Consider the following 26,362-nt stretch of genomic DNA (forward strand, 5'->3'; position numbering starts at 1 on the left):
GATGCTTCCTCCTCACACTCTGTCCCGATGCAGCATAAGACTTACTTCCGGTTCCATATCATAGATACCCACTGTATTCTTGTTGGAAATAACCGTTATGTTAACAATATCATACAGACGGTGGTAAACAACATGTTCTCCGTTTTCAAATCCGGTACAGCTCATGGAAAGCAGATATTCCCCTCCTTGAAGGGTCATTTTCTGTTTGAATTCCACCTCATATTCATCGCCGTTTTTCACCGACTCAACGTCTGAAGCTTCATACATGGTATTGGTGCCGGTCAAATCGGCTCCCCGTTTGTCCTTTATGGTGTAAGTAAAAATAGGAGCTTCGATGTCTCCGTGGAAATGGATTCTCTCTTTGATCGTGAAATACTCACCCTTTAAAAGAAGATTGGAAACATTTCCCCGCTCATCAAGGAGACCGAAATCTACGATTTCAGCCTTCTTATCTCCGTATTCGGTACGGTTTGGATTCACGGTCAGCTTATCCTTCATAAAGCCTTCCTGGGCTGCATTTGCTTCTTTTCTGGATTTCACATGTTCCCCGGAGAAGTCATTTAACTCTCCGCTCCTTATTTCTGCCAGTTCCAAAGACAAATCATCCATCTGATTGGCTAAGATTTTCTTATATAAATCTACCATTTTTCCTGGCTCGCCCTGAGCAATGAAGTTACCCTTGTTTAATACTACGACCTGGTCACAATATTTTATAATGGCACCCATATCATGTGTAACCATTAAAATGGTGGTTCCATTCTGGCGGATTTCTTCCATACGGCGGTAGCATTTTGCCTGGAAGAATACGTCTCCTACGGAAAGGGCTTCATCGACGATCAGTATCTCCGGCTCTACATTGATGGCAAGTGCGAAGGCAAGACGGACGAACATACCGCTGGAATATGTTTTTACAGGCTGGTATACAAAATCTCCGATATCTGCAAAATCCAGGATATCCTTAAGCTTGTCATCCATCTCTTTTCTGGAGAATCCCATCATGGTTCCGTTCATATAGATGTTTTCGATGCCGGTATAATCCATGTTAAAGCCTGCGCCTAACTCCAGTAAGGCTGAGATAACGCCATTTACCTCCAGAGTTCCGGCGGTAGGGGTCAGGACACCTGTAATGATCTTTAAAATAGTGGATTTTCCCGAACCATTGGTTCCGATGATACCCACGGTTTGTCCTTTTTTCACATCAAAAGAAATGCCGTTTAAGGCATAGAAATCCCGATGATAGTTTTTATGGGTCGGGCTCATGGCTTCCTTTAAGCGGTCGATGGGCTTTTCGTATAGCTTATATATTTTTGTTACGTTATTAACTGATATTGCATGATTGTTCGATTCTACGGACATTGAATCCTCCATACTAAGCTTGTCACAACACATCTGAAAAATGAGGACGCAGCTTTTTAAATACTTTTAACCCAAGGAGCATGATCACGATTGTCACGGTCCAAAAATAAAGTCCAAGGGTGGGTCTTTCTACCAGCCAGTTACCAGACAGCATGCTGTCTCTGTATCCTGCAACAATGTAATAGAAAGGATTTAATTTAAGCAAGGTCGGCAGCCAGGAAGGAAAATTCTTAAACATTTCCGGTGCCCACATGATAGGAACCATCCACATGCCAAACTGTAGGCAAATGCCGATGATCTGTGCCATGTCCTTGAAGAAAACCTGAATGGCACTTGTAAAATAAGCAATTGCAAGGGAAAACATAGAGCTTGCAAAGGAATAATAAACGATTTGAATCCAGCTTGCTTTTGGAAACACACCATAGCAAAAGAATACTACGATCATGATAAGAGCAAAGATTCCATGTACCATAAGGCAGGAAATCAGTTTGATGACCGGAAGAATTTCCACACGGAAAACCACCTTTTTCACCAGATAATTATATTCCTGCAGGCACCCGGTTCCAAGGTTTAATACCTCACTGAAAAAGAACCAGGGTACAATGCCTGGGATCAGCCACAGTACATATGGGTAATTGGGCACCGGCGGTACACTTTTAAATCCCATCTGGAATACAAAAAAGTAGACCAGTACCGTCGCCATAGGCTGTAAGAACATCCAGGCAATTCCAAAGTAGGAACCTACGAATCGTTTCTTAAAATCTGCTTTTGACAGCTCCAGGATTAGCTTTCTTTTTGTTATAATTTCTTTTAACAAGGAAACCAGATAATTCATGGTTTTCTCCTCTCACTAAAATTTAAAGGTATCCTTAATGCTGCCCCACTTCTGATCCTTTTCAGAAATGATCAGCTCCATACCTTCTTCAATCGGCCACTGGATTCCGATTTCCGGATCACTCCAAAGAAGACCGCCCTCATCACCAGGATGATAGAAATCAGTGCATTTATAAGCAAATTCTGCTTCATCAGACAGAACCAGGAATCCATGGGCAAAGCCTTCCGGAATATAGAACTGCTTTTTGTTTTCTGCTGTCAGCTCAACGCCGAACCATTTTCCATAGGTTTCGGAAGTGGAACGAAGATCTACTGCCACATCAAATACTTTGCCCTTGATTACGCGCACCAGCTTTCCCTGTGGAAATTCCTTCTGGAAATGAAGACCACGAAGAACGCCCTTTACTGACATGGACTGATTATCCTGTACGAAATTCATGGTAAGGCCTGCTTCTTTAAAATCGTTCTGATTATAGGTCTCTACAAAATAGCCTCTGGAATCTGGAAATACTGTTGGCTCAATGACATAAAGTCCTTCTATTCCGCACTCTGATACTTTTATCTTTCCCATAATTTATGCTCCTTTATCATTTAAAACATTCTTTTACTTGTAGCATTCTACCACAACTCAGCTCAGATTTCCATATATAGCAAAATATTTATTGGTTTCGGCCCCATTCAGGACCTGTTTTTCCCCTCTGGTGTCAAAAATGCCGCCTGACTGACGGTTCATCAGCCAAGCGGCACACATTATGCTTTATCCTTTAACCCTTATCCAATTTGTCATACAGTGTACTGACTTACTTATGCGCCGGTCCAGGCACCATCGCTTCCCACCAGATATCCGTCTGGAGTGGTTGCACTTGAATACATCGCGCCGTCAGCCCCACAGTAATACCATTTGGAATTCCAGGATACCCAGCCGGTTACCATGTATCCGTACTCATTAAAATAGTACCATCTTCCGTCAATGGACTGCCAGTTGCTTACGGTATAGCTTTTATCGGCGTTGCAATACCACCAGCCATTGTTATCTTTTAACCATGCGCCGGTACCTTGAGTCGTTCCTGGACCGGAAGAACTGTCTGAGCTGCCGGAGGTACCGGAACTGTTTGATTTTATCTCTTCTGCTTCCGTTGAGGACAAATACCAGGAATCGGAGGTTTCCCAGCTCCCCTTGTTAGAAGAATTATAGACACCTCTTACCTTGAATGTATAATAGCCGCTGGAAGTAAAATAGCTGGAGAAATTATAGCTGGAACCAGTTGTGGTGAATACAGAGGTAACAGCGGTGCTTCCCCGATAGAGTCTTACTTCGTATTTATTGGCATCCTCAACCTCTTCCCAGCTTGCTTCTCCGTTTGATTCATCCCAGGTCAGATCACTGACGTCCAGATCATAGCTACTGCTGCTATCATCATCTAATGCATCAAGGGTAATATAGACTATGAGTTCTGAGGAGCTGCTTCTGCTTACTGAGATAATGGTACCGTCTGAACCGCTGATACTCACGCTGCTCTTTGAGAACCCGCTGGCAAAATAATAATCGTCATCTGCCTCTACATACACCTTAAGCTTTGGCTTATCTCCATCTTCCCAATCATCATTTGGCGTGTTTGTCACCGTTGCTTCTTCCACGCTATATTTACTGGAACTGGTTGTGACGGTTACATCACTGCTACTGCTTCCTGCTTCTATATCCGAATCAATATCCAGGGAAACGCTGCTTATTTTGGTTTGAGTGGCTGCGATTGAGGAAAGCGGGAATGCTGCCATAAATATTGCAGTGCTTACTATGGCTATTACTTTTTTGTATTGAAACATATCAGATCCCTCCTGCATTCTATGGTCCGGAGCGCCTAAAGGCGCCGCCGGAATGTTTTATGTTGCCTGAAATTTTACCACAGACTGCTTAAATCAGTCTTAAATATTCCAGAAATTTGCAAAAACAATTTGTAGATGCAAGAAGAACCTGTATTCTTTTTCATGATAGCATTACTGTTTGGCGATGAATGATTTTCTCTTGCTCACTACATCAAAGATAACTGCTGCCATTAGTACCGCTCCCTTAACTACTTTCTGGAGGTTCTGGTCTACTCCCATAATGCTCATTCCAAGGTTTAATACACCCATAAGCGTAGCACCTACAATAACGCCTGGTACGGTTCCGGTACCGCCATAGGCAGAGGCGCCTCCGATAAAGCAGGCACCAATAGCGTCCATCTCGTAGTTGTTTCCTGCGGTTGGGTTTGCGGAATTAAGACGGGCTACGGTTACCATGCCTGCTACGGCTGCTAAAAGGCCCATGTTTAAATACGCAAGGAAATAAACTTTATTGGTATCAATACCAGATAATCTTGTGGCCTTTTCATTGCCTCCTACGGCATAGAAATAACGGCCAGTGGTTGTTTTAGAGGAAATGTAGCTGTAAATTCCGATGATGACTGCGACCCAGATAAGAGCGTTTGGAATGCCTTTGTATTTTGCCAGCTTATACATAAAGGCAAGAATGACAAGGCTGATGAGTGACAGCTTTACAATGGTTCCAAATAAGGGATCTACATGGTAGCCTTTTTGTTGTCTTCTTCTGCGGCTTAGAAGCTCCAGAACGATAAAGACCAGGCAGGCGATCACTCCAATTAAAAAGCAGGTCAGGTTAAAGCCTTCCATTCCAAAGATATCCGGGACATAGGAATTAAACAGGGATAGAAATGGATCCGGGATTGGAGATAAGGTCATTCCCTGAAGAACCACGTTAGACAAACCACGGAACATGAGCATTCCGGCCAGGGTTACGATAAATGGAGGAATTCTTACATAGGCAATCCAGAAGCCCTGCCATGCACCGGCTAAAATTCCGATGATAGCCATTGCAAGTAAGGTCAGATAGGGGTTGATGCCAAAGGTGATCATCATGGTTCCCCCAACGGCTCCAATAAAGCAGACCAGGGAACCTACGGATAAATCGATATTGCCTCCGGTGAGAATACAAAACAGCATACCGGTAGCAAGAATAAATACATAGGCGTTCTGTGCGATTAAGTTATTTACATTCTGGGGCAGAAGCATTTTCCCGCCTGTATTGACTGTAAATAGAATGACCACTACTAAAAGAACGATTATCATGGTATATTTTTTTAATCCCTCAGATAATTTAATCTTATTCTTCATTGCTTACTCTCCCTTCTGCTGCTCTGCCCGTTCTAAGGGGGCTGGTGCTGTCCCATCAGAGTATTTATCTGATTTTAAAATACAGGCCATGATTTTTTCCTGAGTTGCCTCTTCTGCATCGATTTCTCCTACCATCTTGCCTTCATTCATTATATAAATGCGGTCAGACATTCCAAGGACTTCCGGAAGCTCGGAGGAGATCATAATCACTGATTTTCCTTCTGCTGCCAGGCGGTTGATGATGCAGTAGATTTCATATTTGGCACCTACGTCGATTCCCCTGGTAGGTTCATCTAAGATAAGAATATCCGGCTCTGCAAACATCCATTTGGCAAGCAGCACCTTCTGCTGGTTCCCACCGCTTAGATTTCCTACGTTTTGTTCCACGGAGGAGCATTTCGTCTTTAATTTATCCCGGTATTCCTGGGCCACACCAAACTCTTTGTCTTTATCTATGATGGTCCGGTGGCTGATGGCCTTTAAATTAGACAAGGTGGTATTGATTTTAATGGGATTTCCAAGAATGAGCCCATTGCCTTTCCGGTCTTCTGTTACATAGGCAAGCTTATGTTTTATGGCGTCCTTTACCGAGGATAAGTTCACCTCTTCCCCATGAATGCGAACGGTGCCCGAAATATTGGCGCCATAGCTTTTGCCAAAGATACTCATGGCAAGCTCAGTTCTTCCTGCTCCCATCAGGCCGCAGATTCCAAGGACTTCTCCTTTTCTTACATGAAAGGACACGTCACTTACTACCTTCCGGTCGGAATAGAGGGGATGGTAAGCATTCCAGTTCTCCACCTCCATGGCCATTTCTCCAATGGTCACATCGTGGCGTTTCGGGAAGCGGTCTACAAGCTCCCGGCCTACCATTCCTTTGATGATACGGTCCTCAGAGATGTTATCTACCTTCCGGTCCAGAGTCTCTATGGTCTGACCATCTCTAAGAATGGTTATCTTATCTGCCACATAGGCTATCTCATTCAATTTGTGGGAAATGATGATGGAGGTCATTCCCTCTTTTTTGAATTTTAATAAAAGCTCCAGAAGAGCTTTTGAATCGTCTTCGTTCAGTGATGCGGTTGGCTCATCAAGAATCAACAGCCTTGCCCGCTTGGCTAATGCTTTTGCAATCTCTACTAACTGCTGCTTTCCTACGCTGATATCCTTAATTAATGTATGGGAGGATTCTGTAAGACCCACAGTCTTTAAGTATTTGTCTGCCTCTCCATAGGTTTCATTCCAGTCGATGGCATATTTTTTTCCCTTTTCATTTCCAAGATACATGTTTTCTGCAATTGTCATATATGGAACCATTGCAAGCTCCTGATGGATGATGACAATGCCTTTGTGCTCGCTGTCACTGATGTCGTGAAATTCACAGATTTGTCCGTCGTAGATGATGTCCCCCTCATAGGACCCATATGAGTATATCCCGCTTAACACGTTCATGAGAGTTGACTTTCCTGCTCCGTTTTCGCCCACCAGGGCGTGAATTTCGCCTTCCTCCACCTGGAGGTTCACATCACTTAATACCTTAACACCAGGAAATGTCTTTGTTATGTTTTTCATTTCTAGCAGTATTTTAGCCAAGATTAACCCTCCCTTCCCATTATCATGAAAGGGCGTCTCCCGCTTGGCAGAAGCCGCCCCTTAAGGAAATCATTTTATTTCAGCTGATCTTCTTTGTAGTATCCGGATGTAATTAACATATCTTTATAGTTATCTAAGGTTACAACCACAGGATCACAAAGATAGGTCGGGATAATTCCGGTTCCGTTGTCATAAGACTTGGTATCGTTGATTTCTGCTTCTCCACCCTTAATGATGGAATCTACCATCTTAACAACCTGGGAAGCAAGAGTACGGGTATCTTTAAATACGCTCATGGCCTGCTTGCCCTGAATCATGTTCTTTACATTGGCGATGTCACAGTCCTGACCAGTGATAATCGGATATTTTCCGGTATAGGAGGATGCAAGCGCATTTTCTACACCAAGAGCGGTTGAGTCGTTGGAGCAAAGAACTGCATCAAGTACGGTTCCGTCAGAGTAGTTTCCTGCGATAATGGTATCCATACGGTTCTGAGCTTTTTCAGAATCCCAGTTAGCAGTAGCAACCTGCTCAAATGCGGTCTGGCCGGATTTTACAGTCAGCTTGCCATTGTCGATGTATTTCTTAAGGACATCCATAGCTCCTCCGAAGAAGAACTTACAGTTGTTGTCTGCCGGGTCACCGGTGAACAGCTCAATGTTCTTAGAATCTGTTGCTTTTTCAAGTCCTAATGCTTCTACCAGATACTCACCCTGCTTCTGGCCTACTTTATAGTTATCAAAGGTTGCGTAATAGGTTACGGCATCGGAGTTCATGATCAGACGGTCATAGGCAATGACCGGAATGCCCATTGACTTTGCCTGAGCCAGAGGCTCACCTAAGGAGCTTCCATCAATAGAAGCAATAACCAGGAGCTGGCAGCCGTTTGAGATCATATTTTCGATCTGGGATACCTGGGTCTGAACGTCATTGCTTGCGAACTGAAGGTCAACCTTATAACCGGCATCTTCCAGCTCTTTTTTCATGTTGGTTCCGTCCTGGTTCCACCGCTGAAGATCCTTGGTCGGCATAGCAACACCGATTAAAACACCATCGGCTTTTCCGGCCTTTGTTTCTTCTGCTTTGCTCTCTGCTGCTTTTGTCGTCTCTGCTGCCGTTGTCGCTGCCTGAGTCTCTTTGCTCTCGGATACAGAGCTTGTTTTGCTTCCACAGCCTGCTAAGGTAGTAGCAGCAAGGGCAAGAGTCATTGCAACTGCTAAAAGTTTTCTTTTCATGGTTCTTTGTTCCTCCTCCAATACTTTATTTGTAGTTTTATCTTATCACCAACCTATCTGGATATGTTTGTGAACCATTAGCACTCATTCATCCACATAAAAAAAGCCCTGACCCCCCAGGACTTTTTCGTTTCAAAAAAATGCTATGCTGTTTATTGGTACTACTGTTTTACATTTAAGTAGACATCCTCTTTGGAATGGAATCCGCCCTTAATGATGACAGAATCCATATTTTCCTTATTCACTGCTACCGGCTTCAGTTCCAGATAAGGGACCTCATAGGTGCCGTCGTAAATGGTTTTATTAACCCCATCTAAAGGCTCTCCCTTTCCAAGCTTTACGGCATATTCTGCCCCAAGCCTGGCTTCCTCTTCCACATACTTAAATGCGGTCATGGTCTGGGTTCCCTCCATAATTCTCTGACATGCCATTAAATCCCCATCCTGACCTACCAGATATACCTTGCCAGCCAGACGGTCCTCGGAAAGAGCCCGAAATACCTGGGTGGCCAGATCGTCATTGCCGCACATGATCCCCTTTACATCGGGGTGAGCCTCCAGGGCTTCTTTTGCATGGGTATAGGCATTTTCTGCCAGCCAGCCATCACAATTGTTTTCATATACGACTTGAAGGTTATTGTTGATTTTCGAATCAAAACCATCACGGATTAAGCGTACGTTATTGTCTGTCTCAGGTCCCTGTATCATGAATATTTTCCCTCCCTCTGGAATATTCTGATTCAGGCTTTCTGCCATCAGCCGCCCCACCTCTTCATTATTAAAAGATATGTACATATCTGCGCCTGCATTTTTTATCAGGCGGTCGTAGCTGACGGTTTTAATCCCCGCATCCTTTGCTTTTTTCATCACATCAGAAAGAGCTTCACTGTCCCCCGCTACTACCACAATGACGTCCATCTGTTTTTTGATGAAATATTTGATTTGTTCAATCTGTTCATTTACATCCCCATTTGCATTCTGAACATTTACTTCCGCCCCTAAGTCTTTTGCCGTAGATACAAACACATCCCGGTCTCTGATCCATCGTTCGATGACGAAGGAATCTATGCTGAGACCGATTGTTACGGGCCTTTCACTTTCTTCCTGTCCGGTTCCTTTGTCCATCTCTGCAACAGCATCTCTGCAGCCAACCATAAAAACGCAGCAGAGCATAATCATCAGTAACCATTTCCCTCTCCACATTTTCATAACCTTTACCTCTCCCTGTATTCACTCGGCGTCATCCCTTCGTATTTCTTGAAAATACGGCTGAAATAGTTAGGGTCGCCATAGCCGGACATTACACACACCTCCTTGATGCTGTACTTGGGATCCTCCAAAAGATGTCTCGCATGCTTCATCCTGACTCCTGTTACATATTCAATAAAATTTTCTCCCACCTCCTGTTTAAACAATTTACTGAAATAATATGGACTGATATCCACCATTCTGGATACATCATCAAGTGAAATATTTTTTGCGTAATTCTCATTGATATATGCTTTTACCCTGGAAACCACATTTTCATATTCCCTGTCCCTGGCTGTACTGATGCAGTCGCAAATGTCCCTTGTCTTTTCCTGGAACCACAGCCTCAGGCTCTCGGTATCTGCGGCTTCTCTTAATTCGCTTAAGTAATTCTCCCGGTAACGGAAGCCATACCTGAGATTGCCGCCTTCAAAGGCCATTTTTTCAAGCCTCATAATCAGTTCTAATATCTTTACTTCAATGTTGGATCGGTTATTGTTGTTATGTACCAGCATCCAGTCAAAGAATTCATTGGCACAGGATAAGGCTCCTTCCCGGTCCCCTTTCGCCCCTCGCTGCAAATACATATGTTCAAGCTCCAGGGGATATTCTCCGTCGTAATCTGCCACGTTTGGAATGTCTGTGATATGCACCACGTGGCTGTCACTTTCTCTCAATGATTTTAAAGCTTCTTTATAAGAATCCCGGATTGCGGTCAATGGCTTTACAGAGCCAATGCCGCCCCTGCATTTGATGTCTGCGCTGTTTTCCAGCTTATGAATCATATTTCTCGTTCTGGTGATGATCTCCACTCGTTCCTCGTAGCGCATCTTTTCTTCTTCAAAGGTCAGGAACAGGACAAGACGGTTTCCCATCACCGGGCCGATAACACAATCAAAATAATCCTTAAGAATCTCCCGGATCATGGCATAATATTTGCTGACACGGACGCCCACCCCAATGGCGTTTGTCATGGTACCGCTTTCAATGCTGTCCCCAAATTCCAGAACCATCATAAATCCATAGGAGGTCTGGATATCCAGCATTTCCGCATACCCGTTATTTAAAATGTCTGAGTCATCCTGAAGAACGTTATAGATAAAGCCGCTTTCTATCATGGGTATTACGATTTCCAGCTTCTCTCTGATTTTAAGATCGTCACTTAACTTCTGTCTTGCTTCTTCCACCTGGTGCATGGCCTTTACGCAGGTCTCTAAAATCTTCTTTTTATTCACCGGCTTCATAATAAATTCCATGACCCCCAGATTTACCGCCTCCTGGGCATAAGAGAATTTATCAAAGGCTGTCATGATGATAAAGACGATGGAAGGATTGAACTTTCTGACCTCCTTGATAGCCTGGATGCCGCTTAAGCCTGGCATCTGAATGTCCACAAAGGCGATATCCGGCCGAAAGAAGCCAGCCTGCTCGATGACCGCCCTTCCTGTCTTAACACAGACGATTTCGCAATCACTTCCGAAATTGGACTGTATGATGTTTTTTATTGCTTCCAGCATGATTCCTTCGTCATCCGCCACCAATATCCGAAACATATGAAACCCCTCCTCTTTTAGGAATCCTTAAGACTATCGTGGTGCCCTTGTCCTCTCCTTCGCTAAAGATGTGGAAAATGTCGTCATAGTTGTAATACAGTCTTAATCTGGAAATGACATTGTAAATACCAATTCCGGTGGATTCCTTTTTATCGCCGTTCTGACGCCCGGCTCGTATTCTTTCTAACGTTTCTTCATCGATTCCCTTCCCATTGTCTTCAATGCGAATCTCAATCTCATCTTCCCTGTCTTCTACAGACAGATGGATTTTCCCAGGCCATTCAATGTTTCGGATTCCGTGGGTCACAGCATTTTCAACCAGTGGCTGCAGGGTCATGCTGGGAATGGTAATGTTTAACGCTCCTTCATTAATGGAGGAGCTGTACTGGATATCTCCTGCAAATCGTACATTTAAGATATAGATATAGTTCTCCACGGTCTCCACCTCTTCTAAAATGGTGGCATCCTCGGAACCTTTTTTTACGTTATAACGGAAAAAGTCCGCCATCTTTTCCATGAATACAGAGGTTTTTTCCGCATCCTCCATCATGGCAAGCTGAACTCCCGCATTTAAGGAGTTAAAGAGAAAATGAGGATTGATCTGAGACTGGAGGTATTTTAGCTGAGCCTCTTTTAAATGGTTCTCCATTAGAAGCTCTCGTTCCTTCATCTCCTGTTCTTTTTCCGCACTTTCTTTAATTTTCTGAACGTATTCATCCAGACTTTCTACCATCTGATTAAAGGTTCCGGTTACGATTCCAAGCTCATCTCCTGCCTGAACCGATGGTACCTTTACATTAAAATTGCCTTCACCCACCAGCTTTGCCGTGTGGGCTAAGTTAATTAAAGGTGTTACCATATCCTTTGTAATCATCATCATGACGGTGATGCTGGTGATCATGACTATGACTAGAATGATGGAGCTTATGACCTCCAGATACTGGAGGGCTGCCTGCAGGGTCTGGTAGCTGGCTGAGTTATTTTTAAATTGAAGGCTGTTTAAGACGGAGACGTCGTTGCCGATAAAACGGTAAAGTTTTAAGGCGGATTCATAGGAAACCTTATATTTCTCTACATTTTGGCCCCGCTTTGCCTGGACGGTTTCATCGGTTATGGCCAGATAGCTGTCTGACATGTTCCTGATGTTCTTTTCCAGTATCTGGATCTGATTATCGGTGACCGATACGTTAAGCCCTTCCAGCAGCATTCTTAAATCCTGCTCGGCTCGGTAATAATTGGTCAGGGATTCGGAATCCTTTACCTGAAGGTAACGGTACATATAATTTTGTACATTGGAAAGGCTGTCTGATAACTCGTTTAGGTTTACATTGCTCATATAGACAGAGTTCATCCGTTCCACCATCTGGTTGATCTGGGCATAGATAAACAGGTTGCTGGAAAAGAGCACGACAGCCGTTACGGCGATTTCTAAAAACAGTTTTCGGGTGATGGGGATATTTTCCCATACATGGATTAACTTATTTTTCATGGCTGCTCCACTGGTCATTTACGAAACTTAGGGCATTTTCCTTTGATATAAACTCTAGGTCCACGCTGTTAAAGGAATTGGTCCTTCCATCATGTATGGACTCTGTTAAGGCTTGTACACTGTATATTCCCATCTGTCTGGTGTCTATGTAAAGCGACATGGCCATTGTCCCTTTTAAAACGGCATCCAGGGTGGCCTTTGATTTATAATAGCCAATCACCTGGGTCTTTCCCACACTGTTGTAATCAATCACGGCCTGATATACAGCTTCTGTATCCACCTCATCCATGCAGATAATGATGTCAGGCGGGCCTTGATCGTTCTGGAAGAGATTGCGGACGATTTCTTCTGATTCAAAGGCTCGTCCTGATGGAACCTTGATTTCCTCTACTACGATGGGGTTTGCGGTATCACTGGAAGTAACCAAACGGTTATTGATCTGGTTGAATATCTGGGATTGGCTGCTGTCGGAGGAATTGTCATGGAGAAACATCATGACTCTCATCTTCCTGGACTCTTTTGGAAGTATTTTTATGATCTGGTTTCCATATTCCTGTCCCAGCTGATAGGAATTGATTCCCACAAAGCTTTGTCTGTTTGATGTGGGGGCATCGTTTAACATGGTTACCACTGGGATTCCTCTGGCTGCTGCCTCGTTGATCTTATCCTCCAGACGGGATTCCCCTGTGAATTCCAGTAAGATTCCGTCTACTTTTGCTGCTATGCTCATATCCATAAAATCAACTGTGGTATATTCCGAGGACTGGTCCTTTCCCTTTAGCTCTACATAGGCATCGTGAAGAGCCGCCTCTTCCTTTACACTTTTGTATACGTCGTTCCAGAACTGGGAATCCAGATTATCTATGATCATGACATAATGATATTCATAAGCCGAATTCTTTTCTCCATGCTCCAGTCCTGTTTTTTTCAGGACGTATCCGTAGAAGGAGGAGGTCAGCCTCGTTAAGAATACGATAACGAGTAATCCGGCAAATACTAACAAAAGCAGGCTTTTTTTTCTTTTATCCATGGGTATCCTCTTGTCTCAATTTATGCTGTTTTTATTATACTAAATTGGGGTGGAAAACGTAAGCAGGAGAATCTTGCGGGGGAGTAGCATTTTTTTGTCATGGGTGTGATGATAGGTATTATGGATTAGAACAACTTTACTGGTGATGTTATTTCTATGTAATGAGAAAAGCACGGTCATTCCGCGCTTTATCCTGTTTATGTAGTACATATGTTTATGTTTATAATGGAATTGATTCATTCCGTATCAGAGGATTTTATATCGCATTAATAGAAATCACAATATACTTTCCAATCAGATATTTGAGGATTGTAGAAGAAATAGATTTTTCCACTATCTACAATATTAAATAGGGCTTTTACATCGGACGAGATTTGCATAACAAATTCATATCCATCTCCAAAACTAAAACCAGATTGGCAAAAAGCAGGATAGCCACCAACCTTGTGCTGGGAATATATTTCTTCACATATATCATCAAAATAATCGATTCCTTCTGTTGTTTCTAATTGGAGGATTATATCTTCCATTTCTTCTGAAATTCCCCCTCCGTCCCAACAGGGATAATCATTTTCTATTAATTGAGGGATTAGTGGAAAAGGCTTTATCATATCAGTTTGGTACTCACACGGGACTAATTGCTCTAAGGAAGGATAGGTACGGATGCAGAACCATGGACTCAAATCATCTGATTTAAGGTTATCCCAAACGTCTTTTGACATGAATACTGTGACAAGCTCGATTCCAGTTAATTCTATCGGGACAAAGGGTAAATCTTTTAAGAATATTGTTGCGACAGGAGCCATGTTATTTCCGCTTTTATCTTTAGGAATGTCCTCACCTTCATGCTGCCAGCAAACACTTCCAATCCAGCTTTCTAGTAACTCTCTGGTTGGTCTTTTTCCTCCTGTCTCAAAAATAACAGCCTTTTTTGCAAGCTCTTCCTTTATTTCTTTTACTGTCATATTGGGCGCACCTCTTATGTATTGTTTAATAATATTTATTCTTCAGATTCTTGATAAAAATTGCTTATATATAACGGAATTTATCCCATTGTAAAATATAAACGTTTTAACCTTTCAAATTGAGACTTTGGTCTGTTTGAATGCCTGATTCTTTATCTGTAGTAGCACACACAGCAAAGATCACTCCCATAATAATAAAAATAATCCAATACAGTGAGACAAAGGGTATCATTCCAATGCTGATATAACCCACAAGTTTCAAAACAAGAAAAACAATATAAACCAATAAAAGAATTATATTTATAAATCCAAAAAACCTTTTTATTATGTTGGAAATTTTAATGTCAGATAGTTTAATAAAGATAGTCACAATGCAAGCAGATATTAAAAAGTAGAATAGAGGAATTACCATAAAACTATAAACTGTATCCAGGAAAATATTTATATTACGATAATAGATTACTGTTTCATAATAACTCATAACCAATAAACAGCATACAGAACCCAATGCAAATAATGCTTCACTATTGATTTTATGACTTCTCAATATCTCATCATCTCCTATTAGTAAATTAACACTATATACGTTTAGCTAATTATAATTGTTTTCCAGACTTTTCACAACCCAATAATCAAAAAAAGGCAGCCCGGCCCATGAACTCTCGTCCACAACCAGACTGCCTTATAGTTACATTTTCCCTTGAAATCCAGGTTCCTTTTTCCAATAAGACTGATTCATGGTAAATCTTAAAATCAGCCAGGTTGGAAGCGAGCGATACCGCTTCCCCGCAAGGTACCCCATATACTTAAATCCGCTCTTTACAATCACTCCTGGAACCAGCCAGATCTTTTTCTCACTCACCAGCCACGCTATAGTCTTCTTTACAAGACGGATTCCTTCACTTTCCGACCGGATTCCTTCAAATACTTCCGGGTGGTCCGCCTGGGACACGGCTAAGTCAAAGTTTCTTCTAAATTGTTCCATGCATCCGTAATTATGAGAATGATACACCTTTGCCTCTGCCGCATAAGCTACGGCCTGTCCCCGGTATCTGATTGCATTTCCGGCATAAATCATGTCTTCATTAAAAATAGTGCGACTGGTGAATCCACCAGCTTCTAAAAAGGCTTCTCTGTCATAGGCACAGCACACATTGGAAGCAAAGAAGGTCTTGATTCCAAGCCCCTGCAAATCTTCCCTTGTCTTTACTCTGCTGTTTTCCGGGTAATTAAAGGACCGGGTATACTGCTCTACCAGACCGCAATCTTGATTGGGAAGCTGTCTTCCATAGGCCATCACTACCTTTTCCCCATTCTTTCCTTCCTGGTCAAATGCATTTACCAGAGCACCGATCAGGTTTTTATCCGCAGGGACTGCGTCATCGGTCATAAAGACCATAATATCAGCTTTTGAGTACCCGGCTCCCTGGTTTCTCGTTCCGCCGTGGTCAAATTCTTCTTTTGTCACATGGTGGACTTCCAGGTTTTCTATATGATCATAGACATGGTCCTTCCAATAAGACTTTTCCGTATTCACTGCAATGATGCGGCGAATGGGATAGTTCTGTACGGCCAGTCTCTCCAGCAAACGTCTTAAGGTATCGTCTGGCTTATAAACCGGAATGATTACGTCTACGGTCTTTTTCTCTGTTTGTTTTTCTTCCATTCCCATTTCCTACCTTCCTGTCAATAGCGCAGACATGCCGTGGAGCAGATGCGTATCAGGGCGTAAATGCTGACAAAGCATTGCAGGAACCAGGCACTTTTTCTTAAATCAACGGTCAGAACCAGCCGTTTATCAAATATGGTCAGTAAAACCAGAGGAAGCAGGGGGATAAAATAGCGCCCCTGAACTCCGGTGATGTAAGTCATTTCTCTTGGAGTATAGCCAAGAAGCATGGAAGCCAAAATGAGACAAGCGCTTAAAAATACCAGCAAAAGAGTAAACCATTTCTGCCATCTCTGAAAAGGAACCACTTCTCCTTCTCTTCTCACCACACTGATGAAAAGCCCATAGCACAACAGCAGCAGGCAAAATGGAGGTACCGTAAGATTGGGATCTAAATTTCCTAAAAAGCCGCCCAGCATTGTCACCAGATAATAATCAAGCTGGGTCACAAAGGTATTATAATAAATCATGACAATATCATATGGCTTGTTTATTACATCAGATACGGTATAGCCTGCTGCCTCACTCCAGCCAACATAGCTTTCCGTCTGAGTGGCCCATATGCCAAGAACCAGATGGTTTACCAAATATACCGCAAGGAGCATAGCTCCCAGGACGCAGGCAAAGGAAATCCAGTACCGTTTCTTTGACTGGAATTTTGCAGTTGGAATAAAAAGGCAAATACCTGCCAGAGGAAGATACACGATTTTACCCGGCTCTAATAGAATTAACAGCAGGCCCAGGATGACGGTATCTTTTATGGTCACCTCTTTTTTCTCAAAGGCAAGATAAAAGCACCAGGCAATAAACATCAGGGAAAGGCCAATAAATCCACTGTCATAGGAATAAGAAGCCGCCAGATGAAGAGTCATGGGCAAAGCGGATACAGCCATAATTACCTCTTTTTTAAAGGGCATGACCCGAAATGCCAGATAGGACATGGCAGTAAATGCAAGGAGATTAAAGAACCGTCCCAGCATGACCATGGGTACGTATCCCATATGGAATACTCTTGCAAGGGCAATTCCAATAGCCTGAGGAAGATATATAACGGGTGAGGTATTGACAGGAATCTCACTGCGGACGGTTACTCCCTGGCTGTTATCCTTTGAAAATAACTGAGTGATCATCATATTATAGGAAAACTGCTCCGGCTCTGATTCAAAGCCATTGACATCGTCTCCACTCCGAACTAAAACATTAGCGCCACGGCTGATCCGGTCTTTTTCCTCTTTCGTGGCCTGGGATAAATAATCCTTATCTGCTACTGCCTGCTTTCCCATGATCTGGCTGGATAAGCGGTAAGAGCTGATGAAATGTGCCGCTTCATCCGGGGCAGTAAATGGCGGAAGGGCGATTAAGTAAAATACTCCTAAAATCAGGATAACCACCGGATACATCCATTGATACAGCTTTTTACTTATCCACAAAACTGCTCCCAAACAGAAAAGAAATCCACAACCTGCCAGTATGAGCCACCAGTAAAATCGCCGGACAGACTCAAATTCCGGGGACGGAATGCCGATAATGGTTTTATGATAGGGCAGCAGGAAAAGAAATGCGAGAACCAGGATACTTCCTGCCGTCAGTGCCAGGCCTTTTTTATTCCCAGTTAGATTCACGTTTTGTCTCCTCCTTTTCCTTATCTTCTTCCCTGTCCAGGGCAAAAGCCTGAATGAGCTCTGTCACCCGCCGTTCCAATTGTGAGATTTTTACGGATTGGAAGAATACCTTTAAAAGCAAAATAAAAATCATAAAGGTAAAGATAAAGTTTGCTGTGGAATACGTTCCCACCATACCTGAAATGAAATCCGCCAGCCTTGGAAACAGGCTGAATACCACCAGTAAGAGTGCAAACATTACCCAGAAAATAGAATCCTCGATTTTCATTTTAGAATGGCGTATCCTTCTGAGCAAGTAACATGTCAGCAGAATGGACACGCATATCAGTACGCATCGAAGTATAAATGTCATTGACAACTCCCCCTTTTATCTTCTGTCCCTGATACGGAAGCTTTGAACCAGTAAAATGGAGAAAAGCATTTTCCCCATATACCGTGCCGCATTCAGTGGATTTAAGTAGCTTTCGCCAAGAATTCTCTCATCCATCACCACAGGAATTTCAGCTACCTTGGCACCATGACGGATCAGATAAGAGATGGTATCCGGCTCCGGGCCATAATTTAAGCCATCAGCAAATTCCTTGATCATCTTATGGCTGAACATACGCATTCCGGAAGTGGGGTCTTTGACCAGAACTCCTGTGGTGAACCAGATGGCACCGCTTAAGAGACGGCTTCCAAACATACGCAGGGAATGAGGTTTCCTTTCTGATACATACCGGGAACCGATGACAATATCGTAGCCCTCATTCATTTTTTCCTTCATGGGAAGGATATACTCTGGCCGGTGCTGTCCGTCTCCGTCAAACTGTATGGCATATCGGTAGCCATGGCGGTGGGCATATTTAAGACCTGTCTGGAATGCACCAGCGAGCCCAAGGTTCACCGGAAGGTCGATGATCCGCCAGTTATGCTTCCGGCATATTTCTGCCGTATTGTCCGTGGAGCCGTCATTGATGATCACGTAATCGAACATGGGATAGTTTTCAATAACGCCTCCTACGACGCGCTCGATATTCAAAGCTTCATTATAAGCAGGTATTACTACCAAAACTTTATCCGTCATTTTAATAACCCTTTCTTTTCCTTTATCAGTACGTAAGCTGCCTGTCCCATAAAGCAGAGCATGAGGAGCAGCATGGAAAGCAGATAGGAGAACGCTCCTCCGTTAATTCCTCCCGCTTTCACCAGGGAAAAGGAAAGGAAATATGACAAAATACAGACTGGAACATAGCCAAAAAAGATCCGCTTCTGCTGCTTCATAATTACAAGGACATAATAGAATAAGTTCATCAATGCAAACAGACCACCGCCAAAAACAATGGCAAGTAAGCCCCAAAGATATGGATTTAAGTCTACATTATAGATTGCACCAAGTACCGGAACTCCAATGGCCCAGGCACCTATGAGGGCGATTACTGTAAGAACTAAAATCACGCCGGATAGCTTACTGATTTCCCTGACAAAGCCATGATAACTTCTCTCTTCCCAAAGGTAGGACAGCTTAGTAAGGAACGGCCGAATCACGAAATTGGCCGCAAGATTGATTACAGAAGTGGGCATAAAAATAGCCACAAAAATGGCGTTATCAATGGAAGTCATCTGGGCATCTACCGCATACTTTGCCATAGCAAAGATAAGCCCGTCGAGAAATACGGAAAGAAAAAGCAGAAATCCTTCCTTAAGGATCTCCCACTCCTTGCCTTCTCTCCTATGAAGGGCAATTTCAGGCATATTTCCTGCCATACCCTTGTCAAAGATCAGGATTCCAGCTCCCTGTGAAATCACCGCGACACCGCTGGATAACACAAGATTTTTTGTTATAATAAGTGTGGTCAAAAAGCAGAACACAGATAAAAGAGTTCGGTACGTCATAGCCTGTCCCGTACGATAGAGACGCCCCACTCTTTGAAATTCAGATTCATATACATCTGCAAAGCCGTCCAGCACTTTATAAAGCACCATTAAAAATACCACCAGACATTTTTCCAGGGTATAATCCGGAGAGGCTACAAAAAGCTTCCAGACGATATAACCGATTCCCAAAATGACCGCTGCCACACAGGATAGATATCTGGCTCTCCGGTATTCCGAGAAGGTGTAATTCCCGGAAACGTCCGTACTCTGAATGGGTCTCATGCCAAAATAGGCCACCAGAAACATCTGCTGCCCAAATGTGCTGAAGGCAAAACCAAAGATTCCTCCCTGATCCGTGCCTATAATATGATTGACAAGGGCCGTAAGAAGCATGCTGGAGCCAGCATAAATAAAGCTTCCAATCATGTTCCAGGCCACATTTTTTCGTTCCATATATATTCCTCTGATTTCCTTACCGTTCCCTTTATTCTACAATAACAGACTTTAAATGTAAACCGTAACCCCTATATTACGATTCTTTTCCAATTCCTGCTGTTTTGCAAAGGTACAAAAATGCTTCCAGACGGAACAGCCAGGAAAGGCCTGCGTAAACAACAACTCCTACCAGAATCTGTACCACCAGAGTGAGAAGCGTTCCTTCTATTAAATACTGTACGCCGTATACAACAAGACCCATGACTGCCGAGATAATAAGGGAAGGCATCACGTCCTTCCATTGCTCGTAAAAGCTGTAATTTAACAGCTTTTTATTGGGGTGGGCATTGATAAAGGTACAGATAAAGTCGGTTACCGCACGAAGAGCCACCATGGTGTAGATTCCTAAGGGAATGCTGATAATAAGGGCGACAACACTGACTGCCTTTTTAATGATCTCCAGCTTTAAAAATATCTCACTTCTTCCCAGTGCGTTAATGGCCTGTAAGTTAGCTACATGAAGGGGCCAGGTGGCATAGGCGATGCAAAGCAGCCGGAGCATCGGGACGCAGGGGAGATACTGATCGGTAAGGAGCAGCTTCACCATGGGTTCTGCCACTGCCATTAGGCCTGCCATCATAGGAAACACAAGATATGAGCTTGTGACGATGGATCTGCGGACCATGCCTTTCACCCGTTCCCTGTCATCCTGAAAGGCAGAAAAAGCAGGAAGCATGACCGACTGGATAGCAGCTCCCAGGTTATTGGCAATAAGGGAAGGGAACTGGTTTCCCCTTGAGTATTGCCCCATCATGGCGGAATTATATACTTTTCCAATGACTAATCCATAGACATTGGTAAATACCGTATCAATAAGACCGGAACACAGGATTTTCCAGCCGTAGGAAAACAGCTCCTTGGCTTTTTCCACGGAAAACAAAAGTCTGGGGCGCCATTTTACAAGAACGGAAAGAGCTGCCATTAAGAAAAAGCTGTAAAAAAACTGCTGCATAGCAAGAGCCCAGACTCCATAGCCTAAAAATGCCATAGTAACTCCTATCACTCCAGAGCCAAGAGCAGCCACAATACTGGCAATGCAAAGCTTACGAAACTCCATGGTTCTTGCAATTGCCGCAGACTGAACGGAAGTTACTGCACCAAAAAACAAGGTAACAGCAAGGGTTCGAAGGACCGGACGGAATAGGGGCTGTCCATAAAATGAGGCAATGGCCGGGGCCGAAAAGAACAAAATGAGATACAAAGCAGCTGCAATTCCTGCACTGATATAGAAGGCAGAGGAATAATCCTCCTCGTCCACCTTTTGCTTTTGTATCAGGGATGTATTGAAACCACTTTGAACGAATACATTTCCAATGGTAATAAATATCATGATGAGCATGACTTCTCCGGACTCTGCCGGTGTTAAAAGCCTGGCCAGCAGTATTGATACCAGGAACTGAATACCTTGAGTTCCTCCATTTTCCATCACTTTCCAAAACAAACCGGAAAGGACTTTATTTTTTATATTTTCCTCATACATACTGGTTTTTCTCCTCGTTTTACCAATTAACAATTCCGCCTTATTGTACTATATTACCCATTAATTGTAAATCGTCTCTAGCATTTTGACCCCAATCATGATAAACTATGAGGGAATATACTCAATTTACTAGAATTCAGGAGGTTTTTCATGATGCGTAAACTGACATACGGTCTGGCAGCATTTTGCCTGACGGCTGTTCTGGTTTCGGGACATGCTTCTAATGCATGGGCAGACGAAGCACGTGGACCGGGATTTAAGAATGGCATCCCAATAAGTCAGAATGACAGTCAGACTGAGACCAAAGATCAAGGCAGCAAAGTTACAGAGGAAGCGGAAAACGCTTTGGCAAATGCCGGCATAGACATCGGAAAAGAAGCAGAGGGAAACGGTGAAGATGGCGTGGAAGACGCCGCCGCGAAAGCTGCACAGGAAGCCTTAAAGGCTAATTTCCCCCGTCTCCAGACAACCGTTATGACAGGCGACAGCAATTGGTCCCAGCCTTTCGTAAACGATGCCTGGATCACAAACAATGGGGAAGGATTCCATGGATTATCCACATTTCTCACAAATATCGTAGGCAATGTACTTTACCGGACATATACATCAAGCACAGGCTGGTCTCCCTGGGTCTTAAACGGACAGCAGACGACGAACTATGCCAATGATGTTAATATCGAAGCCATTCAGATGCGCTTTTCCGGTTATGTAAACAACCAGTTTGATATTTATTATACCGCCAAATTAGAGGATGGTACTACTATGGGCTGGGCGAAGAACGGAACTGCTACAGGAACCATGGGGACAGGCCACTATATTACAGGCTTTCGAATGGCTTTCTACGCCAAAAATTCTGCATTCCCCTACTCTACAGAAAAGCCGCTGATCTCTGCTGTGCCAGATGGAATTCAGCAGGTTGATGGTGCCCTTCGTTATGTAAACGGAGACGGCTCTGCCTTTACCGGCTGGGCATGGTCAGGCAATGAACGGTATTATTTCGTTGATTCCAATCCGGTAACAGGATGGCAGTACATAGACGGCTTTAAATATTATTTTGATGAGACTGGCAGGATGTTAAATGACTTAGAGCCGGTTATGGGTGCAAAGGGACCATTTTTAATCAGCATCAATAAGCAGATGAACACCATGACCGTATTTGCAAAGGACGGAGAACGGGGATTTATCATTCCAGTCAAATCCTTCCTTACCTCAACCGGACCGGATACTCCCCTTGGAACCTTCCAGACTCCGGCCAAATACCGCTGGCGGGATATGAATCACGGAATTTTTACCCAGTATGCGACCCGCATCTGGAAAGGATTCTTAATTCATTCCATTCTCTACAGCAAGCCTAACGGAATGACACTTGATTCCAGTACTTATAATTATCTAAGCATTGCTGAGTCAGCAGGATGTATCCGTCTCTTATCAGGTGATGCCAAGTGGGTTTATGACCACTGTGCTCTTGGAACAACCGTTACCATTTATAATTCTCCGGTACCAGGACCTTATGAGCGCCCTGCAATCGAACAAATCATACCGGAATCACAGACCTGGGATCCTACTGATCCTAATATTGCTCATTAATTCAATTGTAATTTACCTACATAAGGGGGTGCTACAAAACTAGCGTAAGTTAGTTTTGCAGCACCCCTTTTTTGTATACTATCCATGATATTTCTTTCTTAAAAATCCGTACACTCCCGGATACCTGTGTTCCAGTTGGATAAAGAACCTGGTTCGGCTGGTGAGTTCCTTATAGTACTTTCGATACTCTGGATTCAAGATTTCCTTAAACTGTCTGGTATTGACCATGGTATGATAATACGTTCTCTTTTCGGCACTTCGAATCGCTTCCCGGAGCCGTCCTCCGGTTGCTGCATCGTAAAGGTCATAGACCTTTTTCATCCGCTCGTAATAGACTCTCTGCTTCTTCTCGTAATCTCCGCTTTTACCTTCCACCGTCCAGGAACCGGCAACACCTACCCGGTAGGCGCTCATTGGCTCGTCAAAGTAATAGCCGTATCCCTCGCTTGCCGCAATCATCTGAATGGGGGTATCTCCAACGGGACATTCCACGTAATAATCGGGAAGCTTCTTTACAATACGGCTTGGAAATGCCATAGAGGACATGGCGTAGCCAGAAGACTTATCCACAATATCCTCTGGGGAGAGGACCTTGTTTCCACAATAAGGCCGCATTTGTCCCTCTGTCACCGCTTTTCCCACCAGGTCTATTTTGGCGCTGTGAATGCAAAGTGTGCATTCCGGGTGGGCTTCCATATAATCTACCTGCTTTTGCATCTTATCCGGTGAGACCCAGTAATCATCTCCGTCGCACATAAAGATATATTTACCTCTTGCCCTGGGAAAATTAAAGGCACCGCTGATGTTGTCTATGCCCTGGGAATACTGGTTCTCCGTCTGAATGAGAGGCAGTACCTTTCCCGGATATTTCTTTTCGTATTCTCTCAGAATCTCTCCCGTGCCATCGGTGGAGGCATCATCGTGTACCAGTATTTCAAATTCAAAGTTTGTTTTCTGCATCAGAAAGCTGTCCAGGGCCTGACGGATATAATTCTTGTGGTTAAATGTCACACAGTTTACACTGACCATGATGTTGGAATCAGAATTTCCACTCATTCTCTCTCGCCTTCTTTCCCCAGAATTTTTGTAATGTATTCCTCATATTTCCTGGCTATATACATGTCCGTGATTCCATGAAATGGTTCTATCTTCTCTCCGGTAAAGCACCTGATGTGATTGGAAACACAGTCATATCCGGCGAGACAGGAAAATTCCACACCGCCGGAAAAACGGGGGTTGCACTCCAGCATTCGGTAAATACCGTCTTCCCCCTCAATGAATTCAAAATTCACGCAGCCATTTATGTTAATCGCCTCTGCTATTTCCCTGCACATGGCTTCTAATTCCTTATTGGTAAATACAAGCACGGAAGTTCCGGCACCATTGCCTGTCCGCAGAAGCTCTTTTCGGCAGATGACTGCACATTCTCCGGTTTCTTCCTGACGTACCACATCAATGGTAATGATACTTCCTTTATAATAGGGCTGCACCACAAATTCTCCGGCTTCCTGAAAGGTAAGAAAGCTTTTCATTTCCTCAAGAGAAGAAATGTAGTGAAGTCCCTGGCTGCTCCTTCCGTTATATGGCTTTACAACGGCTGGGTAAGAAATGGAATTAATATCAGCTTCTAAAAGATCCACGGTTTCAATGGGATTTCCCAGTCCCTTTTTGGAAAGAAAAGAACTCATCTTCCGCTTGTCCCTGCATAAGAGCATAGTTTCTTCCCCAGAAAGGCAAAGGGTTATGGAATGAGCCTTTAATTCCTCTCTGTGGCGGTTCCAAACATCGGCCTCCACATCGGTTAAGATGATGATGGCATCCACCTGTTCCTGGTCACAAATAGAAAGCAGCCGTTCCACGTAGCGGGGCTCTTCCGTTGCATATGGTACCTGAAAAAATGCGTCTGTATTGCCTGCGTCTGCGATCCATTCGGAGGGATAAATATCACAGCCAATGACACGGATTCCGTTCTTTTTTAAATTCTTGATTACTATATCCGCAGAAAATGAACCGATTGCGGTTACCAGTGCTGTCTTCATCATAGCCTCCCCTTTGGTTTTGCATCCAAAATAATATCACAGATACGGTCTGCATCACTGATAGATAAGTCCGCATACAAAGGAAGTGTGAGTACGCTGTCAGCTGCTTTTTTCGCATATGGCAGACTGACTCCCTGAAACTGTTCCCGGTAGCAGTCGAAATCAGTAATAAGAGGGTAGAAATATTTTCTTGCAAATATATGATGAGAGGCCAAAAGCTCATATACCTCATTCCTTGTCATGGAAAAGCCGTCAAAGGCAACCGGGAAATAGGCGTAGTTTGGCAATATGCCTTCTTTTTCCTGATTAAGACGAATGCCTGGAATCCCGGACAAACGTTTCTTATAATGTTCTGTTACAAGTCTGCGTTTTTCTATATTCTCTTCCACATGCCTTAAGTTGCAGATACCCATGACTGCCTGAAATTCATTCATTTTGGCATTGCCGCCCACGTATTCCACGGATTCCTTGCCTGTGATACCAAAGTTCTTTAGATAGTTTAAAAGAACTTCCAGAGAAGGGTCCTGAAATGTTACCGCGCCGCCTTCAATGGTATTAAACACCTTGGTAGCATGGAAGCTGAACATGGAGGCGTCTCCAAAGGTACCGATTCCTCTTCCATTTACCTCTACGCCAAAGGCATGGGCTGCATCGTATATGACCTTTAAGTTATGTTTTTTTGCAATTCTTTCTATCTTTTCCACATCACAGACATTGCCGTATACATGTACCGGAAGAATGGCGGTTGTCTTATCGGTGATAAGTTCCTCGATCCGGTCTGCATCTATGGTGTAATCGTCTTCCTTGATGTCGCAGAACACAGGAGTCAGATTATTTCTAATGATGGCATGGGTGGTGGAAGCAAAGGAAAAAGGAGTGGTAATCACTTCTCCGGAAAGATTCATGGCCTGGAGCGCCATCTCCAGGGCCATATGTCCATTGACGAACAAAAGAAGGTTCTTCGCCTTTAAACAAGCCTTTAACTGCTCCTTTAAGCGGTCATGAAATTCTCCCATGTTGGTCATCCAGGCTGTCTCCCAGATGGGCTTTATCTCCTCTATGAATTCCTCATAGGAAGGCATGGATGCCTTCGTCACTAATATATCTTTTTCTTCCGGTATCATACGTTCCATTTCCTCC

22 protein-coding genes are annotated in these 26,362 nt (G+C 43.6%); 1 reads left to right on the forward strand and 21 read right to left on the reverse strand.

All coding sequences use genetic code 11. The features are described from left to right. Window positions 1-12 precede the first annotated feature (12 nt). The 18 genes from T546_RS0117465 to T546_RS0117560 all read right to left on the reverse strand — a co-directional run bounded on the left by T546_RS0117465 (window position 13) and on the right by T546_RS0117560 (window position 21,596). Window positions 13-1,356: an ABC transporter ATP-binding protein gene (locus T546_RS0117465; protein ID WP_026892732.1), complete on the reverse strand. Its 1,344-nt coding sequence runs from the start codon at window positions 1,354-1,356 to the stop codon at window positions 13-15. Between the two features lie 22 nt (window positions 1,357-1,378). After that, the gene (locus T546_RS0117470; protein ID WP_026892733.1) at window positions 1,379-2,191 is read right to left on the reverse strand and encodes an ABC transporter permease; all 813 of its coding nucleotides are present in this window, start codon (window positions 2,189-2,191) and stop codon (window positions 1,379-1,381) included. A gap of 15 nt (window positions 2,192-2,206) precedes the next feature. Further along, window positions 2,207-2,761 carry a dTDP-4-dehydrorhamnose 3,5-epimerase gene (gene rfbC, locus T546_RS0117475; RefSeq protein WP_024837362.1) on the reverse strand — a complete coding sequence of 185 codons (555 nt, stop codon included), beginning with the start codon at window positions 2,759-2,761 and terminating at the stop codon, window positions 2,207-2,209. Window positions 2,762-2,994: 233 nt separating this feature from the next. Beyond that, window positions 2,995-3,966 (reverse strand): hypothetical protein, encoded by a 972-nt coding sequence (locus T546_RS0117485; protein WP_242842256.1) that lies wholly within the window; start codon window positions 3,964-3,966, stop codon window positions 2,995-2,997. A 219-nt stretch (window positions 3,967-4,185) separates the two neighbouring features. After that, window positions 4,186-5,361 (reverse strand): multiple monosaccharide ABC transporter permease, encoded by a 1,176-nt coding sequence (mmsB, locus tag T546_RS0117490; protein ID WP_026892735.1) that lies wholly within the window; start codon window positions 5,359-5,361, stop codon window positions 4,186-4,188. Between the two features lie 3 nt (window positions 5,362-5,364). After that, complete coding sequence (mmsA, locus tag T546_RS0117495) at window positions 5,365-6,954, reverse strand: multiple monosaccharide ABC transporter ATP-binding protein (RefSeq protein ID WP_026892736.1); 1,590 nt, start codon at window positions 6,952-6,954, stop codon at window positions 5,365-5,367. A gap of 74 nt (window positions 6,955-7,028) precedes the next feature. Continuing rightward, the gene (gene chvE / locus T546_RS0117500) at window positions 7,029-8,189 is read right to left on the reverse strand and encodes a multiple monosaccharide ABC transporter substrate-binding protein (RefSeq protein ID WP_026892737.1); all 1,161 of its coding nucleotides are present in this window, start codon (window positions 8,187-8,189) and stop codon (window positions 7,029-7,031) included. Between the two features lie 161 nt (window positions 8,190-8,350). Continuing rightward, entirely contained in the window at window positions 8,351-9,343 is a 993-nt protein-coding gene (locus T546_RS0117505; RefSeq protein ID WP_242842257.1) for a sugar ABC transporter substrate-binding protein, read from the reverse strand. A gap of 59 nt (window positions 9,344-9,402) precedes the next feature. Further along, entirely contained in the window at window positions 9,403-10,989 is a 1,587-nt protein-coding gene (locus tag T546_RS0117510; RefSeq protein WP_026892739.1) for a helix-turn-helix domain-containing protein, read from the reverse strand. Continuing rightward, a complete protein-coding gene (locus T546_RS0117515; RefSeq protein WP_026892740.1) occupies window positions 10,964-12,478 on the reverse strand; it encodes a sensor histidine kinase in 1,515 nt (504 codons plus the stop codon). The genes T546_RS0117510 and T546_RS0117515 overlap by 26 nt, the downstream gene beginning before the upstream one ends. Further along, window positions 12,468-13,508, reverse strand: coding sequence for a substrate-binding domain-containing protein (locus T546_RS0117520; protein WP_026892741.1), 1,041 nt, complete (start codon window positions 13,506-13,508; stop codon window positions 12,468-12,470). Before T546_RS0117520 ends, T546_RS0117515 begins: the two co-directional genes overlap by 11 nt. Before the next feature lie 266 nt (window positions 13,509-13,774). Continuing rightward, window positions 13,775-14,473 carry a DUF1963 domain-containing protein gene (locus T546_RS0117525; RefSeq protein ID WP_026892742.1) on the reverse strand — a complete coding sequence of 233 codons (699 nt, stop codon included), beginning with the start codon at window positions 14,471-14,473 and terminating at the stop codon, window positions 13,775-13,777. A gap of 688 nt (window positions 14,474-15,161) precedes the next feature. Beyond that, window positions 15,162-16,139, reverse strand: coding sequence for a glycosyltransferase (locus T546_RS0117535; RefSeq protein ID WP_026892744.1), 978 nt, complete (start codon window positions 16,137-16,139; stop codon window positions 15,162-15,164). Window positions 16,140-16,159: 20 nt separating this feature from the next. Next, a complete protein-coding gene (locus T546_RS0117540) occupies window positions 16,160-17,764 on the reverse strand; it encodes a DUF2142 domain-containing protein (protein ID WP_026892745.1) in 1,605 nt (534 codons plus the stop codon). After that, window positions 17,745-18,116, reverse strand: a complete 372-nt coding sequence (locus T546_RS0117545) for a DUF2304 domain-containing protein (protein ID WP_026892746.1) — start codon at window positions 18,114-18,116, stop codon at window positions 17,745-17,747. Before T546_RS0117545 ends, T546_RS0117540 begins: the two co-directional genes overlap by 20 nt. Window positions 18,117-18,131: 15 nt before the next feature. Then, a complete protein-coding gene (locus tag T546_RS0117550) occupies window positions 18,132-18,830 on the reverse strand; it encodes a glycosyltransferase family 2 protein (protein ID WP_026892747.1) in 699 nt (232 codons plus the stop codon). Next, window positions 18,827-20,074: a lipopolysaccharide biosynthesis protein gene (locus T546_RS23895; protein ID WP_051629934.1), complete on the reverse strand. Its 1,248-nt coding sequence runs from the start codon at window positions 20,072-20,074 to the stop codon at window positions 18,827-18,829. Before T546_RS23895 ends, T546_RS0117550 begins: the two co-directional genes overlap by 4 nt. 76 nt (window positions 20,075-20,150) lie before the next feature. Continuing rightward, window positions 20,151-21,596: a lipopolysaccharide biosynthesis protein gene (locus tag T546_RS0117560; protein ID WP_026892748.1), complete on the reverse strand. Its 1,446-nt coding sequence runs from the start codon at window positions 21,594-21,596 to the stop codon at window positions 20,151-20,153. A gap of 153 nt (window positions 21,597-21,749) precedes the next feature. Here T546_RS0117560 and T546_RS0117565 point away from each other — a divergent pair, with 153 nt between their 5' ends. Continuing rightward, window positions 21,750-23,183, forward strand: a complete 1,434-nt coding sequence (locus T546_RS0117565; RefSeq protein WP_034599844.1) for a L,D-transpeptidase — start codon at window positions 21,750-21,752, stop codon at window positions 23,181-23,183. 78 nt (window positions 23,184-23,261) lie between these two features. Here the strand turns inward: T546_RS0117565 and T546_RS0117570 are convergent, their stop codons facing one another. Genes T546_RS0117570 through T546_RS0117580 form a run of 3 tightly spaced genes read right to left on the reverse strand, consistent with a single transcriptional unit; the run spans window position 23,262 to window position 26,355 of the window. Beyond that, window positions 23,262-24,239, reverse strand: a complete 978-nt coding sequence (locus T546_RS0117570; protein WP_026892750.1) for a glycosyltransferase family 2 protein — start codon at window positions 24,237-24,239, stop codon at window positions 23,262-23,264. Then, window positions 24,236-25,222, reverse strand: coding sequence for an ATP-grasp domain-containing protein (locus T546_RS0117575; protein WP_026892751.1), 987 nt, complete (start codon window positions 25,220-25,222; stop codon window positions 24,236-24,238). The genes T546_RS0117570 and T546_RS0117575 overlap by 4 nt, the downstream gene beginning before the upstream one ends. Further along, a complete protein-coding gene (locus tag T546_RS0117580) occupies window positions 25,222-26,355 on the reverse strand; it encodes a DegT/DnrJ/EryC1/StrS family aminotransferase (RefSeq protein WP_026892752.1) in 1,134 nt (377 codons plus the stop codon). Before T546_RS0117580 ends, T546_RS0117575 begins: the two co-directional genes overlap by 1 nt. Between the last annotated feature and the right edge of the window lie 7 nt (window positions 26,356-26,362).

It is taken from the genome of [Clostridium] aerotolerans DSM 5434 (assembly GCF_000687555.1).
Lineage (GTDB): Bacteria > Bacillota > Clostridia > Lachnospirales > Lachnospiraceae > Lacrimispora > Lacrimispora aerotolerans.

Bases quoted from the DNA above. Each gene is read 5' to 3' on its own strand.
- T546_RS0117535 (WP_026892744.1), bottom strand. From the start codon at position 16,139: ATGGAAGAAAAACAAACAGAGAAAAAGACCGTAGACGTAATCATTCCG.
- T546_RS0117575 (WP_026892751.1), bottom strand. From the start codon at position 25,222: ATGAAGACAGCACTGGTAACCGCAATCGGTTCATTTTCTGCGGATATA.
- rfbC (WP_024837362.1), bottom strand. From the start codon at position 2,761: ATGGGAAAGATAAAAGTATCAGAGTGCGGAATAGAAGGACTTTATGTC.
- T546_RS0117485 (WP_242842256.1), bottom strand. From the start codon at position 3,966: ATGGCAGCATTCCCGCTTTCCTCAATCGCAGCCACTCAAACCAAAATA.
- T546_RS0117510 (WP_026892739.1), bottom strand. From the start codon at position 10,989: ATGTTTCGGATATTGGTGGCGGATGACGAAGGAATCATGCTGGAAGCA.
- T546_RS0117525 (WP_026892742.1), bottom strand. From the start codon at position 14,473: ATGACAGTAAAAGAAATAAAGGAAGAGCTTGCAAAAAAGGCTGTTATT.
- T546_RS0117565 (WP_034599844.1), top strand. From the start codon at position 21,750: ATGCGTAAACTGACATACGGTCTGGCAGCATTTTGCCTGACGGCTGTT.
- T546_RS0117560 (WP_026892748.1), bottom strand. From the start codon at position 21,596: ATGTATGAGGAAAATATAAAAAATAAAGTCCTTTCCGGTTTGTTTTGG.
- T546_RS0117520 (WP_026892741.1), bottom strand. From the start codon at position 13,508: ATGGATAAAAGAAAAAAAAGCCTGCTTTTGTTAGTATTTGCCGGATTA.
- T546_RS0117515 (WP_026892740.1), bottom strand. From the start codon at position 12,478: ATGAAAAATAAGTTAATCCATGTATGGGAAAATATCCCCATCACCCGA.
- T546_RS0117505 (WP_242842257.1), bottom strand. From the start codon at position 9,343: ATGGTTGGCTGCAGAGATGCTGTTGCAGAGATGGACAAAGGAACCGGA.
- T546_RS0117545 (WP_026892746.1), bottom strand. From the start codon at position 18,116: ATGACATTTATACTTCGATGCGTACTGATATGCGTGTCCATTCTGCTG.
- mmsB (WP_026892735.1), bottom strand. From the start codon at position 5,361: ATGAAGAATAAGATTAAATTATCTGAGGGATTAAAAAAATATACCATG.
- T546_RS0117465 (WP_026892732.1), bottom strand. From the start codon at position 1,356: ATGTCCGTAGAATCGAACAATCATGCAATATCAGTTAATAACGTAACA.
- T546_RS0117550 (WP_026892747.1), bottom strand. From the start codon at position 18,830: ATGACGGATAAAGTTTTGGTAGTAATACCTGCTTATAATGAAGCTTTG.
- T546_RS23895 (WP_051629934.1), bottom strand. From the start codon at position 20,074: ATGGAACGAAAAAATGTGGCCTGGAACATGATTGGAAGCTTTATTTAT.
- T546_RS0117470 (WP_026892733.1), bottom strand. From the start codon at position 2,191: ATGAATTATCTGGTTTCCTTGTTAAAAGAAATTATAACAAAAAGAAAG.
- chvE (WP_026892737.1), bottom strand. From the start codon at position 8,189: ATGAAAAGAAAACTTTTAGCAGTTGCAATGACTCTTGCCCTTGCTGCT.
- T546_RS0117570 (WP_026892750.1), bottom strand. From the start codon at position 24,239: ATGAGTGGAAATTCTGATTCCAACATCATGGTCAGTGTAAACTGTGTG.
- T546_RS0117580 (WP_026892752.1), bottom strand. From the start codon at position 26,355: ATGGAACGTATGATACCGGAAGAAAAAGATATATTAGTGACGAAGGCA.